Origin of the sequence: Candidatus Lokiarchaeum ossiferum, assembly GCA_025839675.1 — an archaeon.
Classification (GTDB): domain Archaea; phylum Asgardarchaeota; class Lokiarchaeia; order Sigyniarchaeales; family Promethearchaeaceae; genus Lokiarchaeum; species Lokiarchaeum ossiferum.
This window is the reverse complement of the sequence record CP104013.1, coordinates 2,342,428-2,357,454: the sequence shown is the minus strand read 5'-3', so window position 1 is coordinate 2,357,454 and position 15,027 is coordinate 2,342,428. Positions and strand designations below refer to the sequence as shown.

Here is a 15,027-nt window from a genome sequence, read left to right as displayed (position 1 = left end):
ATAGAAAGGGAAGAGAAAGAGAAAAAAATGAAAATGAAAAAAAAGTTCTAGATCCGCTTATAAGTGATACTTTTTCCGTTTCTTGAGTATATTAATTGCGATCGCTGAAATACCTAATAGGTATATTATGTTGAAGCCTGGAATTGATTCCAAATTAAATGGACTTCCATCAGGTGTTCCGGTAACTGTGACTACAACTACATCGATAGCTTCGCCATTGTATCCATCCTTCACGGTGATTTTGACGGTGTAGATTCCTTCTTCCCAATTTGACACATCAAATTCAATTGTATCCCCACTTACCCAAGATTCATTCTCAATAACCATTGTTCCATCGACTTCAATGGAGTATGTGGGATTGTTTACTGTTGCATCTGTAATCGTCCAACTGAGAATGTAGGATTCGGTCGACCCTGCATAGTAGGTTAGATCTTCAGGAGATGTTATGTGGGGGGAGTTATCTGATAGAGCGTAAACGGAAACAATTACAGCATCACGAGCTGTGTTTCCCATCCCATCACTCACTATCAATTCAATGACATAATTTCCTGCAGCAAGTGCTGACACATCATAACTAATGGATTTATTTCCCGGCCATGGTTCATTTTCAACCATCACTACTCCATCCATCGTTATATTATAAGTTGGTGCTTTGTAGGTATTGTCGATAATCGTCCATGTTAGAATTTGAGGTTGGCTTTCCCCTTCTTCGTAGAAGAGATCTCCTGCAGTCAAAATTATGGGTATTTCTTCTACGAAAATCCAAACATAATCCACAACGATTCCTCCAAACCCATCTTCAATGAAAATCATGACTAAATGTTGGCCTACCTCCCATCCTGTCACATCGAAGTTAATCATAGTCCCAGATGTCCATACGGTATCATCTACAATCATTTCCCCATCAACCATTATTCGATAAATTGGTTGATAAACATCTGGATCCGTGATGGTCCAACTCAATGAATATGTTTTTACATCGTTACTATAATAACTTAGATCATTGGGAAGGGTCATCGATGGATTAGTATTTTCTAAATAGGGGACATACATAAAGGCAAAATCATCGGTTTGGGTAGTTAATCCAAGATAAAACTCACCGTGGATACCATCACCCAAATTCAGCCCTACCGTAGTATATGAATCAACATCTTCGACATAATCATATTGAAATTTGATTGAACCGTCGTCATACAAGATAACTTGGAAGCTTGTCGAGTATCCTTCATTATACTCCATATTCTCCCATGAAATGGCACAATATCCTGATCCATTGGTTACACTTATGGTACTCATGGTACCTAGGTACAGATATTCCATGAATGGTGAAATAACATATTTCAAATTATCAACAGAGTTTGGAAAATCGTTATAAATTCCTCCACAATATTTGTATGCGGAATCAGCAAAGGTCAAATATCCATTTTTACATACATATACAGTCGAATAGGAAATCCCGTAGAAATCAAAACTGAAGGGTAGATCAATTTCTAAGTAAGATTCGCTTTCGTATTGATCCATTATAACATTACTTGTCGTATCAATCCATTCATAACCTGAAGGAACATATGCATGATTCGGGATCGCTGGACGTTGATTTTCGACTGATTCTATGTTAGACAATTCACTAACTCCAAGTTCGTTACTCGCAACAATGGCATAATGATAGATCTGATTCTCTGAAACCCAATCAGAATACGAGCTACTTCCAGTATTTCCAATTAAAATCAAGTTCGCTGCATTATAAACCTCCGTATCACATCGATAGATATAGTATCCGTCTGCATATGGTATATTGTCCCAATCGAGGTAAATTTCTCCATCAAGATCAATTGAAGGGTTTATACTCGCTAAAATTGGCGTGGTTGGGGGAAGAAATTCAATCGTAGCATTTAAACAATTTGACCAAGAAGAATTACCTGCCCCATTTCCTGCCACTACAACGTAATGATAGATGCCTTCCTCGAAAATCTTGTTATCATAGTAATAAGTTGAGTCCGTTCTAATAGATATGGGGACCTTACCAGAAATATCGGTGATTTCAGTTAAATCTCGATATATATAATAGACATTAGCGTTGGAAACATAATCCCAATCTAAATATATCTGGTAATCACTGGATCTATATACTGCCGATAAAAATGGTGCTTCTTCAACTACATACATATTGACTGTTATATTGACACAATTCGACATTTCACTTGTATATATGCCATTTCTTGCCACTACAACGTAGTAGTAGGAATCATTTGTGGCAATGGAATAATCATGAAATGAAGAACTATGGCATCTTGCAAATGGGGTCAATCCATCTAGGTCTGTAATATTACTCATCTCTCGGTAAATAAGGTATTCTGCTGCAGAAGTTTGATAATCCCATTCAATATATACTTCTCCTGAATCATATTTATTATAATTATTGATTTCAGGTGTCTCAACATCTTGAATCCCATCTATAAAAGTATCTCGATAATTGGATAGGGATGAATTGGTCGTTCCATTGTTTGCAATTATCGCATAGTAATATTCACCGTTGTTCGGAACAATATCAAGATATGTTATCCAATTATTTGGGTTTGCATCTATCCTTGCAATGGGTTCCAAGCCATCAGTACTACTTATCGAAGAAGTGTCTCTGAATATGAAGAAGGATATTGCACCATCTACATCTTCAATTTCCAAGGATACTTTCCCTTGGCTGTTCCAGACATTTTCAAAATAGAAATAAGGTTTTCTATCACCAAATTCATATTCAAACATATATACTTCCCGAGAATTGGAAGGTAAACTCATTTGGGTACCATCATACGCTACTACAGCATAATAGTAATGATTGCTTACTTCTGGATAATCACTATACCATATGTGCGTATCCAGCCCGTTACCAATTTGAAATCCAACGGGTTCCAATCCTTCAATAGAAGTAATAGGGTTTTGTTCCCGATAAATATAGTAACCTACTGCACCCGACATTTGCTTCCAATACATTTCCACCCTTCCATCTGAAGGTTCAAAATAAATAGAGTTCAAATATGGCTTTCTCTGCGAGAAAGGAAGAATCTGTAAGGAAACTCTCTGACAATTTGAAACATGGCTTAATTGATTCCCATCATAACCAACTACTACATAATAATATGTATCATTAACCGTCAAGGTTTCTTCATAATAATTATTAGGTGTCATAGCGATGGGTGATAACCCATCTATTCCGTCTGGTTGGAAATCAAGCCGATAAATATAATAGACATCTGCTTCCTTAAATACATCCCATCCCAGTTCAACTTCACCAGTAGAGGTTTCATAATCGCACTGAAGAGAAGGCATTCTTTCATTGAAGGGAATAATGTTTACATATACTGATCTAATTGGTGATAACTTGCTATATGATGTTCCATTATTACCTACCACAGCATAGTAATATAAACCATTTTCTTCCACATAATCATCATATGATGTATCCCAACGATCATAAGATATGTGGACAGGTAACATTTCCGAGATATCGGTAATTTCTGATGTATCTCGATAGATTTCATAGATGTCTGTGTCTACCATCTCATTCCAACGAAGATGAACCCTTCCGTCGTCGTAACTTTGCACGTCGTAGAAGTAAGTTTCTAATTCATAAAAGGGCAAGAAAATTTGCTCTATCATTATACATGCAGATATCGGTGTATAAATACTCCCATTATAAGCTCTTACAACATAGTAGAAAGTACCATTATATGGGATATTGTCTTGCCAATCAGTACTGGTCGTAGTATCGTAAATATTTAACCCAGAAATATCAGTAATTGTAGAATTACTTCGATAGATTTCATAAATAGTTGCACTATAGACTTCATTCCAGTTTAAATATACCCATTCACGATTTTGTTCGGTATATCCGTGGATGTAAGCCATTTCTCGTTCTGAAAAGGGAATAATCGCCACTTCCACACTTTTTGCTGCTGAAAGAGTACAATTAACCGTACCATTGTTTGCTATTACAGTGTACCAATAAGTACCGTTCACGGAAATTTGATCGCGCCAATTGGTTTCCTCGTACGTTGTATAAACTGGAGTTAAAGATGAAATGTCAACGATTTCGCTAGACTCCCGATAAATCGCATAAGATGTTGCTCCATGAAGAGACTCCCACTCTATTTCAATCTGCCCAGTATCGGAAATTCTTGGATAAACATAGATATAAGGAATAATCCGTTCGGAAAATGGGGTGATATTAACGGTTACCGATTCACAGTTCGATATTTTGCTGGTTTCAAATCCATTTGTTGCTAAAATGGTATAATAATATGTTCCATTGGTGGACACATAGTCGGAAAAGCTCGAATACTCTGAAAGTCCCACTGGTTCCATCCCTGCAATAGATGTGATTTCACTCGTATCTCGATAGATGAGATATTGATTTGCATCTCGGAATGAGTTCCAATTTAAATGGACTTCTTCATAATAGGATTCATGCCAGGAAATGGGATTCAACTGCGGAATTCGTTCTGTGAAAGGAACCAAATTGACTTCGACGCTCTCCCATGCGGATTGTATTCCGAAGTCCACTCCATTGAATGGTACCACGCAGTAATAATATGTTCCATTTTCGGTTAGTTCTTCATCAAACCAAGTTCCCGATAGTATAGAAATAGGAACTAATCCAGAAATATCAAAATTTGTGGTAGTATCTCGATAAAGATAGTAACTTTGAGCACCCTCAACATTGCCCCATGCCATCTCTACAAATCCATCCTCCGTATAGGATGTATATACATTGAAATATCTTGTAGATCGCTCGCTAAATGGGGGTATGGCTATGTCAACACTCTCAGAATTAGAAACAATGCTGAAATCTTCACCTTGTACTCCAACAATGGCATAATAATAGGTCCCATTTTCTTCAATTGTACCAGACCAGTAAAAATTTGTTTGGTCTTCATCATGTGGTTGAACCAAAGCGATGGATGTCAAATGAGAATAGTCAATAATTTCAATGGTATCTTGATACACTAAATAGTAGTCTGCACCGTATATTGCATCCCAATATATTTCTACCCTCCCATAACCGTCGTTATATATATTCCTTAAAATGGGACGTCTCTCAGTAAATGGTAAGATTGTAATATCTACACTTTCACTATTGGAAGGGGTGGTTGATTCTCCTCCAGCATTCGATGTTATTGCATAAAAGTACGTCCCATTTTCCGTTATCAAATCATTATAGTAGTTGTTTTGAATAAAATCCGCAATAGGTGTCAAGGAAGTAACATCGACAATTTCAAAACTCTCCCGATATATTGTATAAAAACTAGCTTCATTATCATAACTCCAATGCAATTGCACATATCCGCTATCACTTGGATTAGGTGTGATGGGGTAGAGTTGTGGGGCTTGTAATGGATTTCCTACAATATCAATTTCAAGATCATAGAGGGAGACACCTTGAAGTAAATCAATATGGATGTAATAAAATCCTGCTGAATCAATTAATTCCACCGGAATATCAAATTGAACTTCCACTTGGAAGAGATATTCTTCATTTTCAATTCCTGCATTTAATAGAGTCGTTTCATCGGGAGCATAAAATTCAATGCTAATATCAGCACATGATAAATACCACATATATCCCGACAATTCCCATCCAGGTTCAAGATAGACTTTATACCAATCATCATCCAATGCATAAAGATAAAGTTCATATCCTCGATAATTTTCATAAATTTCACTTGCTGAAGATATTTCATCATTTTCCTCATACTCATCTTCCATATAAGGCCAGATTATTATTTGATATTCAACAGATTGTAATTCATTTGGATTCAAGTAAATAAAATATTCTCCTGTTGAAGGAGCGCTTTCCATACTTATCTGAATGATTCCTGGACCAATGTCTATGTTTCCAACTTGAGTTACATGATCGGCAGAATAGCATGCAGCTTCAACATTTTCTGAATAATCTTGGATTTCTTCTTCATAAAAAAGGATTAATATACTTACGTTTTCCCCTTCCACAAGATCAAATATATACCAATCTTCATCTTGCAAAATTGCTTCATACCACCCATCTTCTCCTTCTAAATCTTGGGCTTTTTCTATTGGATACGCTTGATCATAACTATCATTCTCTTCAAAGCTATCATCATTTGAACTTAAAGGGGCAGTTGAACTTGTTTTTCCCCCGAGCAATAAGTCCGTACCAATATAAAAAGATGAAACCATTAAAAAGAAGATACTTAACCTAACCATTCTTTTTTTTACTAACATTAGTTGTTCCTCACCTTATTTGTATATTATAGACTGTTTTGTTTATTTATTAATCTATCTACATGAAGTTGGATTTCTATTAAAGTGGAAAAAAATTCTTATTTTTTCTAAAAATTGCTGTATTATTTGGATTCTGCAGTGAAAAGTGTCCTATTTCTTATGGTTTTAAATTGATGGGTATTATCCTAAGTTTAATTCAAAATTTTTTTTTTATAATTAAAAATACCTTCATGCGTAATCTCGCGCATAGTACGTTTGGAGATCTTTGATCACTAGGGTAGAAAGGCCCTTTTCCGTCACTCGGATGATTTTAGAGATCCTTTTTTGTTTATTTCGCGAATATGCGCAAGAATTTAGTGAATTCACTAAATTCCAGATCACCCGATTTCCTAATGGTTCAGTTGCACTTCGGAACATATAATGAATATGATTTTGCCTAAAAAAATTTGATAGATAACTCCAACTAAATTGAAAGACTCCTTTCTCAGTAGAACGAACTATATCTTCAAATTCATTCGGTTCTCCCCACAAAATTGATTGCATATAAACATACATTTCTTTTCGAGATGGCGTTATTAAATTCAATTCTTTTAAATGAGCCTTCAAAATGCAGATTTCCTCTGGTAAACTGGGATCAAAGGGAATACCTCCTGAACTTGCTAAACATTTCATGTTCGGGTTGAAGTCTGTAATGCAAAGCAAATCTAAGGATTGTACAATCTGTAGAAATAAGTGTTTTATTTGTGAACTAAAGGCCCCAAATTTCAATTTGAGATGTTTTCCAAATCCCTTGGTTTCCATTGCATGTAATACTTCATTTTTTCCTCGTAGAAGAATGACATTGTTAGGATAGAGACAGTAAAAACTAAGAAGAAGGGTAAATGATTCAATATCGTGAGAATTATTATTAATGTAGTTCCCTAAGAATATTACTTTTGTGGATGGGGCCTTTTGAAAGACCAATTCAAAATATTTAATAATTTCTTGCAGATCATGTAGTGACCCTGTGATTTGTCCAACAAAATATGCAATTTTGTCAATTTTTTCGTATCGGATTAGATTTTCTTTATTCGAAAGAGCTGCACTTATCTCCATGAGAAATTCTTGATAAATCTGAAAAGTATCTTGGCGTAAATACATCCAACTAGGATTTTTAAAATATGTCATGAATGCTTGGGCAAATTGAAATCCTTTTTGACTAATTTGCAATTCAAAATTTTTCAAATATTGTAAATCTGGTTGAATTTTTACATTATTTGTTGATATCGGCTTGGGTCGAATACCTTCGACGGCTGGAATGGGGAGAGTTTCTTTTAAGGATTTAATTGGAGAATCTGTTTGTTTTAATATAGGGGATGAGGCAATAAATGGATTACTGGATGTAGATGTAGCCGTAACTTTTTTCATCTGTTGAGGGGATTGAATTTTTTGATTAGGACTTGATTTTCCAAAATGAGTTATTTTTGAAACAGAAATATCTTTATCTAATTGTTCCAACGCATGAATTACCATGCTGATATCTTGGAAGCGATCTTTTAGATCATATTGGGTACATTTTTGCACTAAGAAATCATATTCTTTTGGAATTTGGGGATTATCAATATAAGGTTTTAACACATAATCTTCTTTGGTAGCTGGGGTTCGAGCGGTTTTACCCCCTGTTAATAAAAAGTACATTAGATGACCAAACATGTAGACATCTGACCCGGCTATTGGTCTAGCCCCTACTACTATTTCAGGAGGTGTTCCTTTATTCATGAAGGCTGTATATTTTTTTGATTGGGGATCTTTAGCTGCATTTTTTAATAATTTCGATGCTCCCCAATCCATAATTACAGGTCGAACAAGATCTTTTTGTGAAGTATCAATGAAGATATTTTCCACGGACAGATCTCGGTGAATTAATTGTCTCCTATGACAAAATTCTAGATGTTTTGCTAAAGGAATTAAAATTGAGTAAGTAAGGTAAGATATTTCTTCTTTTCTAAATAGTGGATGGTGTGCTTGGAATTGAGAAAACCATTTCGATAGTGGCATCCCTTCAATGTAGGATAGAACTATATAGTATTCTGCTCGATTTTCATATGGGATCACACCAGAATCTAAATATTTCAGCAAAGTCGGGCCATATTTTCCCTGAATTTTTGTATTATTTATTTCCCGTTTCCAATAATGATCACATTTGTTGGCCTTTAAGGCTGGATCATAGAAACGGGATACAAAATATTCCTTGATCGCCACATATTTACCAATTTTTTTTCCTCGAATTTCTTTTTGTTTAGAACGGGCTAAGTATATTACTCCAAATTGGCCTTTTCCAATTATTTTCTCAGCGACATAGATGTTTCCATTTAAATTAATTGTTTTTTTCTTGAATTTGGCCATGTGCTGAAAATCACTATCCAAAAATATGTTTTTAGCTTCTTAATAATTTAAAATGGAGAGTTTTTTTATGGTTAATGTTTGCATTTTTCTTTAGAAAATTTTTCATTTTTTCTCCATGGTGAGTGATCTTTGAAATATCATTATTGCTTAACAAGAAATAATGACTTTTACCCATTTTCCTCATTTCATAGCAGAAGGATCGAATTATGACATTGGATTTGCAATCGGAGAACATTTTTTGAATAACATTACCCAAACCTTACTTCAAAGTGCACGATTTCAACACCTTTGGTCTCAGGATCAAAAAAATCCTGCTATCGCTGATCAAGCGTTAAGATTAATTGAAGAACATTTCCCCCAATATCTGCAAGAAATCAAGGGGATCGCCGATGGTGCTTCCCAAAATTTTCGTTCCATTCTTTTAATGAATTTGATGCATCTTTATGACGATGAAAATTGTTCTACCTTGGTGATAAAAACCCCAGATCGCATTTTAATTGGCCACAATGAAGACTTACACAAAATTTTAGTGGATAATTCTTATTATGTGACTATAAATTTACAAGATGGATGCCAGATTTTTACTCATGCGTATCCTGGATGTGTTCCTGGATTTTCTCACGGATTTAACTCCCATGGAATTGTAATCACATGTAACTATGTTCCTGATCCTGTGAAAGCGATTGGGATTCCTCGGACTATTTTAGGAAGATGGATGTTAGAATCTACATCTATCCAAGATGCTATCGATCGGGCGGTTAAGTTTTCTCCCAGATCAGGTGGTGTTAGTTACAATATAATATCACTGAAAGAACATCGGGCAGTTAATTTGGAAATAACTGGTAACGATCATGCTCTCACGGAAATTCACGATGTTTATTATCGAACTAATCATTATATCTCTGAAAAACTCTCATTTATTGCCATTCCTTCGGATGAAATTTCAACCACTCGCATCCGGTATGAACGAGGATGTGAGTTGCTTTCTCAAGTATCACCTACTCATTCAGATATGTTGAAACTCTTATGGGACGATCACGTTTTTATTAAGGGTAAGTTAGAGCCTCATAATGTCGTTCACATGACCATGAATACGACTCTCTTTAAAATTACTGATGAAATAGAAGTAAAAATCTTCCCGCGCGATCGGGATGAAGCCATTTTTGATTCTTTTCATTTATGAAAGACGGAACTGTGGGTAAAAGTTAAAAAAATGGTTGAAAATTTTTTTCTTTATAAAACTTCCAATTCTGGATGTTCAACAAAGACGGTAATTTCTTCGGGATTTTTCTCATTAACCATGACCGCTCCCGTTATTTCTTCTTCTTCATTTTCGTTCTTCTTTGAATAAATTACTAATTTGAACCATTCATTGTCTTCCTTTTCTTCTTTGTCTTCAGTTGAAGTTTCTTTATCTTGTTTTTCTTCTTCCTCGCTTTCTTCTTCTGGACTTCCAAATTGGAGTTGGAAATATGGTTTTCCTTCAATTTCAGTTTCTGCAATGGGCATTTTTACGAAATCATATTGGATCATTTCCACCATGTCAGATTCATCTTCTTCTTCATCTTCTTCGTCAGTTGCAATTTCATCAATTTCTGCGTCGCCTTCTTCGTCTTCTTCATCATCTTCATAGGCTATCGATTGCATGACTCTTACTCCTAGGATATCTCCCGTTTCTTCCCCGACTATTAAATCAATCTCATAATCATCGTTTTCAAACACTCCCGGCATCAATCCAACTTCTTCATTGAATTTTTCTTTGAAGAAATCGAAGAATTTGTCCCATTCGGCTTTTTCATCGTCAAACATAGGTAATCTCTCGAATAATTTTTATTGATCATAAAAGTTTTTGATACTTCTTTAAGTAATCTAATTTATTTGAGGGAAAACTTCAAGTGCAAGTTTTTCTTGATTGACTATACACCCATGGAATTTCTCATTGAACCGATGAAAATACAATATGCGCATGAAATAGCGAAGTGGCATTATTCAGGAAAATATGCCTTTTATGATTTCCGTGCTGATCCAGAAGATTTGAAGGAAATTTTAGATCCTCTCAGCTGGCCTAATCACTTTTTTATTGTACATAGTACCGAAGAACAAGGCATAGGATATTTCTATTTCGAGAAAAAAGAAGGCTGGATTTCAATCGGATTAGGCTTAAAACCTTCATTAACCGGACTTGGTTTAGGTTTTCCATTTATCAAAGCGGGATTAACCTTTGCTCGACAAAAATTTGGTATCTCTCAATTTACATTGAGCGTTTGGACAGAAAATCATCGAGCTATTAAAACCTATGAAAAATTAGGGTTTAAGAAATATCGAAATTTTAGCCAAAAAACCAATGCAGGTGTTTATCCGTTTGTAGAAATGCGTCTTTGCTTCGAGAATTAGAAACCATAGTTTTTTATTGCTGACTTATTAAAACATTATCTATGAAACTATTTCTTGTACAACATGCTTTAGCTTATAGTAAACAAGATGATCCCGAACGTTCTCTCACCCCAATAGGGATAGAATCGTTGGAAAAAATCGTTCATTTTACTAAAAAACAATTAAACCCTCAGATATCTTGTATATTCCATAGTGGAAAAAAACGGGCTCAACAAACAGCAGAGATTATTGCAAAGATCTTGCATCCTGCAACTGAGGTTCGGAGTACAACTGGATTAAACCCGTCCGATGATCCCCAAATTTGGTTTCAAAAACTAATTGGTGTGGACGACAATATTATGATTGTTGGGCATCTACCCCACTTAAATCGATTTGCACAGCTTTTATTGGGGCAAGAAGGTGAAAAAACCTCTATTGATTTCCAAAATGCGGGCATCGTGTGTTTAGAAAAATATTCTGAGACTAAATGGGTGGTTGTACTTGAAATATTGCCGAATATGATAGAAAAGTAAAAAAAGAATCTTTTTTAAAAAAAGAAAGGGATAATCTCTTGTGTAATTCGATCAATATTTACGAAAATCTATTGTTCTCTACCCACCCTCCCTACCCACAAGATTAATCACACAATTCTGGTATTTCTTTCAATTTTAACAAGGGAAAATATGGAATCATCTTGATGTTAAGTTTTGGACTTCCACAACCGTCCTTTTTTTTTCTTGCGTAAATGAAGATTGTGATCTAAGATAAGATCCAAGTCATCTAAAATATCATCTTCACTCGGGACCTTTCCAACAACATTTTGAACCACTTTTAATAATGTGAGAAGATGAAGGTTAATAGATGTTAGAGATTCCCCTGCAGCATTTTTTAGATGGAGCATTGCCTCTGAATCAATGTTCTTCCAATAAATTTCATCCATGATTAGATTTGCATTTTTCATAATTTCTTTTAGGGCTTCCATTTTCATCGTCCTTGTCTTTTTTCAAGTTCTCTCGTTAAGTTGTTCATAATGCGCTTTTTGGAGAGAGGTTTACGCCGACAATCAATCTTGATTGTGGAGCTAAACCTAACTATTATTAGAAAATGCACGTATTTAAAAGTTAGTAAGAATTTTGGATTTTTTTATTAAGAATGGTTTAAACACTGTTAAGAAGAATTAGGGCGTCAAATCACGGTTTATTCATCTTTATAAAATTAATGCACCAATTTGTCAAATTTAAAAAAAAATGAATTAATTCGTAATGATGAAATATTTTATTTTGTAGTAATGGTCGATTTGTTTTTAAAGCCTTTATTCAGTACAAACACCACTCCAAAAAAGCCAAATATTAATATTGTTAAAATTGGTGTAGCTATTGAATTGATATTTACGTCGTCTCTTGAATCAAGCAACATACAAGGATACGTTGTTATCGTTTCTTGCATTGTTTTTTGATACGGTATGTACTTGTTTTTTGAAATTGTGATTGTGACATCTTGAAGATTTTCACTTGAAATTGGGAGAGTTGCCATTCCATTATTATCTATTTGCCCTTTCCAATAAAAAGTAGAATTTATCAACGTGATTGTGGCCGAATCGAGCGGAAAAGAATTACTAAGAACTTGGCATTGGAGTTTTCCAGAATTATTTGAAAAAGTAACATTCATCCGATTTGGGATCCCCATCCATAAGGGGACCTCCGGATCTCCGAATAAGTTGAATTGATGGATAGTGCGGTAATCAGCACTAGTAATTTTAGAAAGCGTTCCTTGAAATGATGCCATGTAATCTCGTTTGGCAACTTCTAATGCCTTTCCCGGTTGATTAATTCCATGAATTAAAATTTGTTCCCAGAATCTGGAAGAAAGCCCTTGATTCCAGCCTCCAGGTCTAGTTCTACTATTGTTATCCCAATCTAAATCTGCATTACTAACTCCAGCGGAGGCAATAATTCCAATGGCATTTTGATTTAATAGTTTATCAATCAAGAGATCACCTTTATGATAGAATTCTCCAATCGTACAACTTTCTATAAAATAGAAACCCTCTCGTTCCTCACTATTTAAATCTGATGTTGCTGATAACGTTTCTCGAGTGGTAACTGCATCAACTCCAATATCTTGCATCGAATCTTGATCAATATCCTTTTGAAATATGGTTCGATGGAGGGTTTTAGCTTCCCATCCATGGGCTCCAATATTTATAAGTGTGGCGCCTTTATTCAATTCTTTAACCAAGTTGATTGAATTTAGAGCGACGTCATAATTATTTTGTGTTGGATGGACACCACTGGCCTCTGCTAATAATAATCGCGTCCAATTTTCTGGAATCACTGTTGAATTTAGCCAATTATGATATGCATTACTATCACATTCCGGACGTTCACGATTTGAGTATAAGCACAGGCCATCATTATTTCGATCTTCCTCGAAGGTAATAAATCCTCCCGCTAATATTGCATGATTCATCCATGGTCCAATCGGAGGTGCTTGCTCGTATTTGATCTGTTGTTGAACCCAATTTGCTACTTCACTTCTGTTTTCGGCGGGAAAACGACCTAAAAATACTTCTGATTCCCATCCTTTGTAACTATTGTATATACTTTGACGCGTGAAATAATCTTCTCCTAATTCATTTTCTATTGTTTTCCAAATTGCTTGATCCAAATTAGAATAGTACTGATCCGATGCGATGAAATTAAAAACCGGATCTTGATAAGATGAAATTTTTATTATGTTTACTGGGATAAATTCATTGTTTCCCGCCAATAAGATCCAAGAAATATTGTGTAACTCTTGGTAATAAGCAATGCCATTTCGAATTTTTTCAGCATCATCTGATCCCTTAAAATTTTTTAATAGTGATTCTGTTGAAATGATGGCTGATGTAATACCTCTTTGAGTTTTCCATAAAGCCAATGGAATCACTGATTCTATAAAATCTTGAGGGGTAACAATTAAATAATCTATTTGATAATTTGCATCTTTTTCACTTATAGAAACAGATTCTTGGGTGCTCATGCAAAAATTGCAAAAAATCAGCGTGATAATTGAAAAAATGGAAACGATTTTTAATTTCTTGTTCATGGTTATTTATAAAAATCTCGATTGATATAAAAGTGTTTACAAATATGAATAACCAAAAGAATTCACATCAGTTTTTCAAATGTATTTCTAAGCAAGTAATTTAAGGAAATCTTGATTATTTCATATATGGAACGTTTTTCGGAACCTCTACTCTCCCTTATTTTGAACATCAATAAAAAATGTACTAGTTCTATTTCGGGGACGAATTGTTTAGATTCCGAGGTATGTCAAGGTGCCTGTTGTTATTCCAGCCAAGAGATCTCCTTTGCTGGTGCTAAAGCACTAATTGAAGCAAATCTTGCTCAGAAATCCGATTTTATTCGTAGTGATACATTGGCATTCCGAATTCGTTTATCTCCAGAGACAAAACGATGCATTTTTTTTGATCCCAATCTAAATGGATGTAAAATTTTTCATTCCAATCTTCGTCCCGCTCAATGTTGTGTATTTCCTATTCAATTTGATAAAACTAAGCATCAATGCCGCATGCAGAAAGAATTTTTTATTGAAACTGCAGATAAAATGGAACTTAAAGAAACAACAGACAGATATATTGATTTAGCTCGGGAAGAAGCACTATTTTTAGAATCAGAAGATAAAATATCTCAAAAATTCAATATTTCATTCATATCTGAATTGAGGGATATTCCTCCTAAACACCTGTTTGGTGTGAAAGAAATTTTTGATGAATTTCATCCCCTGGTTAAATCTAAAATCTCCTTTTCATTGATGGATTTCTGCAATATACATGGATGTGATACCATCTATGAACAATGTTCCGGCGTTTGTGATCAAGTCATCAATCTTTTAATTAGTGATTTCGTTCCTGCCCTTCGTCAATTCATAAAAAACAAGGGTCCTAAAGAAGAATATTTTTTCCAGAGTTTACTCGATCTCTGAAATTTGTTCTCAGATTCAATCAATTTT

9 protein-coding genes are annotated in these 15,027 nt (G+C 34.8%); 4 read left to right on the top strand and 5 right to left on the bottom strand.

Annotated features, from left to right (window positions below):
* Window positions 1-57 precede the first annotated feature (57 nt).
* Window positions 58-6,255: a Loki-CTERM sorting domain-containing protein gene (locus NEF87_RS09735; RefSeq protein WP_457919650.1), complete on the bottom strand. Its 6,198-nt coding sequence runs from the start codon at window positions 6,253-6,255 to the stop codon at window positions 58-60.
* A gap of 228 nt (window positions 6,256-6,483) precedes the next feature.
* Window positions 6,484-8,640 (bottom strand): protein kinase domain-containing protein, encoded by a 2,157-nt coding sequence (locus NEF87_RS09730; RefSeq protein ID WP_457919649.1) that lies wholly within the window; start codon window positions 8,638-8,640, stop codon window positions 6,484-6,486.
* Window positions 8,641-8,800: 160 nt separating this feature from the next.
* On the opposite strand from NEF87_RS09730, the gene NEF87_RS09725 reads away from it, so the two are divergent.
* Window positions 8,801-9,823, top strand: a complete 1,023-nt coding sequence (locus NEF87_RS09725; RefSeq protein WP_457919648.1) for a C45 family autoproteolytic acyltransferase/hydolase — start codon at window positions 8,801-8,803, stop codon at window positions 9,821-9,823.
* A gap of 50 nt (window positions 9,824-9,873) precedes the next feature.
* Here NEF87_RS09725 and NEF87_RS09720 read toward each other — a convergent pair whose 3' ends face one another.
* Entirely contained in the window at window positions 9,874-10,449 is a 576-nt protein-coding gene (locus tag NEF87_RS09720) for a hypothetical protein (protein WP_371806273.1), read from the bottom strand.
* A gap of 99 nt (window positions 10,450-10,548) precedes the next feature.
* Here NEF87_RS09720 and NEF87_RS09715 point away from each other — a divergent pair, with 99 nt between their 5' ends.
* Together NEF87_RS09715 and sixA are read left to right on the top strand one after the other, a co-directional pair.
* Window positions 10,549-11,034, top strand: coding sequence for a GNAT family N-acetyltransferase (locus NEF87_RS09715; RefSeq protein ID WP_457919647.1), 486 nt, complete (start codon window positions 10,549-10,551; stop codon window positions 11,032-11,034).
* Between the two features lie 41 nt (window positions 11,035-11,075).
* On the top strand, window positions 11,076-11,546 hold the full coding sequence (gene sixA / locus NEF87_RS09710) for a phosphohistidine phosphatase SixA (RefSeq protein WP_457919646.1): 471 nt from the start codon (window positions 11,076-11,078) through the stop codon (window positions 11,544-11,546).
* A 167-nt stretch (window positions 11,547-11,713) separates the two neighbouring features.
* Here sixA and NEF87_RS09705 read toward each other — a convergent pair whose 3' ends face one another.
* Window positions 11,714-11,995 carry a hypothetical protein gene (locus NEF87_RS09705; RefSeq protein ID WP_457919645.1) on the bottom strand — a complete coding sequence of 94 codons (282 nt, stop codon included), beginning with the start codon at window positions 11,993-11,995 and terminating at the stop codon, window positions 11,714-11,716.
* A 293-nt stretch (window positions 11,996-12,288) separates the two neighbouring features.
* On the bottom strand, window positions 12,289-14,034 hold the full coding sequence (locus NEF87_RS09700) for a C25 family cysteine peptidase (protein ID WP_457919644.1): 1,746 nt from the start codon (window positions 14,032-14,034) through the stop codon (window positions 12,289-12,291).
* Between the two features lie 192 nt (window positions 14,035-14,226).
* Between NEF87_RS09700 and NEF87_RS09695 the strand changes: the two genes are divergently transcribed.
* Complete coding sequence (locus NEF87_RS09695) at window positions 14,227-15,000, top strand: YkgJ family cysteine cluster protein (protein WP_457919643.1); 774 nt, start codon at window positions 14,227-14,229, stop codon at window positions 14,998-15,000.
* Window positions 15,001-15,027: the final 27 nt, after the last annotated feature.

Excerpts from the sequence above, each read along its gene's own strand:
- NEF87_RS09735 (WP_457919650.1), bottom strand. The coding sequence starts at position 6,255 with ATGTTAGTAAAAAAAAGAATGGTTAGGTTAAGTATCTTCTTTTTAATG.
- NEF87_RS09730 (WP_457919649.1), bottom strand. The coding sequence starts at position 8,640 with ATGGCCAAATTCAAGAAAAAAACAATTAATTTAAATGGAAACATCTAT.
- NEF87_RS09725 (WP_457919648.1), top strand. The coding sequence starts at position 8,801 with ATGACTTTTACCCATTTTCCTCATTTCATAGCAGAAGGATCGAATTAT.
- NEF87_RS09720 (WP_371806273.1), bottom strand. The coding sequence starts at position 10,449 with ATGTTTGACGATGAAAAAGCCGAATGGGACAAATTCTTCGATTTCTTC.
- sixA (WP_457919646.1), top strand. The coding sequence starts at position 11,076 with ATGAAACTATTTCTTGTACAACATGCTTTAGCTTATAGTAAACAAGAT.
- NEF87_RS09705 (WP_457919645.1), bottom strand. The coding sequence starts at position 11,995 with ATGGAAGCCCTAAAAGAAATTATGAAAAATGCAAATCTAATCATGGAT.
- NEF87_RS09700 (WP_457919644.1), bottom strand. The coding sequence starts at position 14,034 with ATGAGCACCCAAGAATCTGTTTCTATAAGTGAAAAAGATGCAAATTAT.
- NEF87_RS09695 (WP_457919643.1), top strand. The coding sequence starts at position 14,227 with ATGGAACGTTTTTCGGAACCTCTACTCTCCCTTATTTTGAACATCAAT.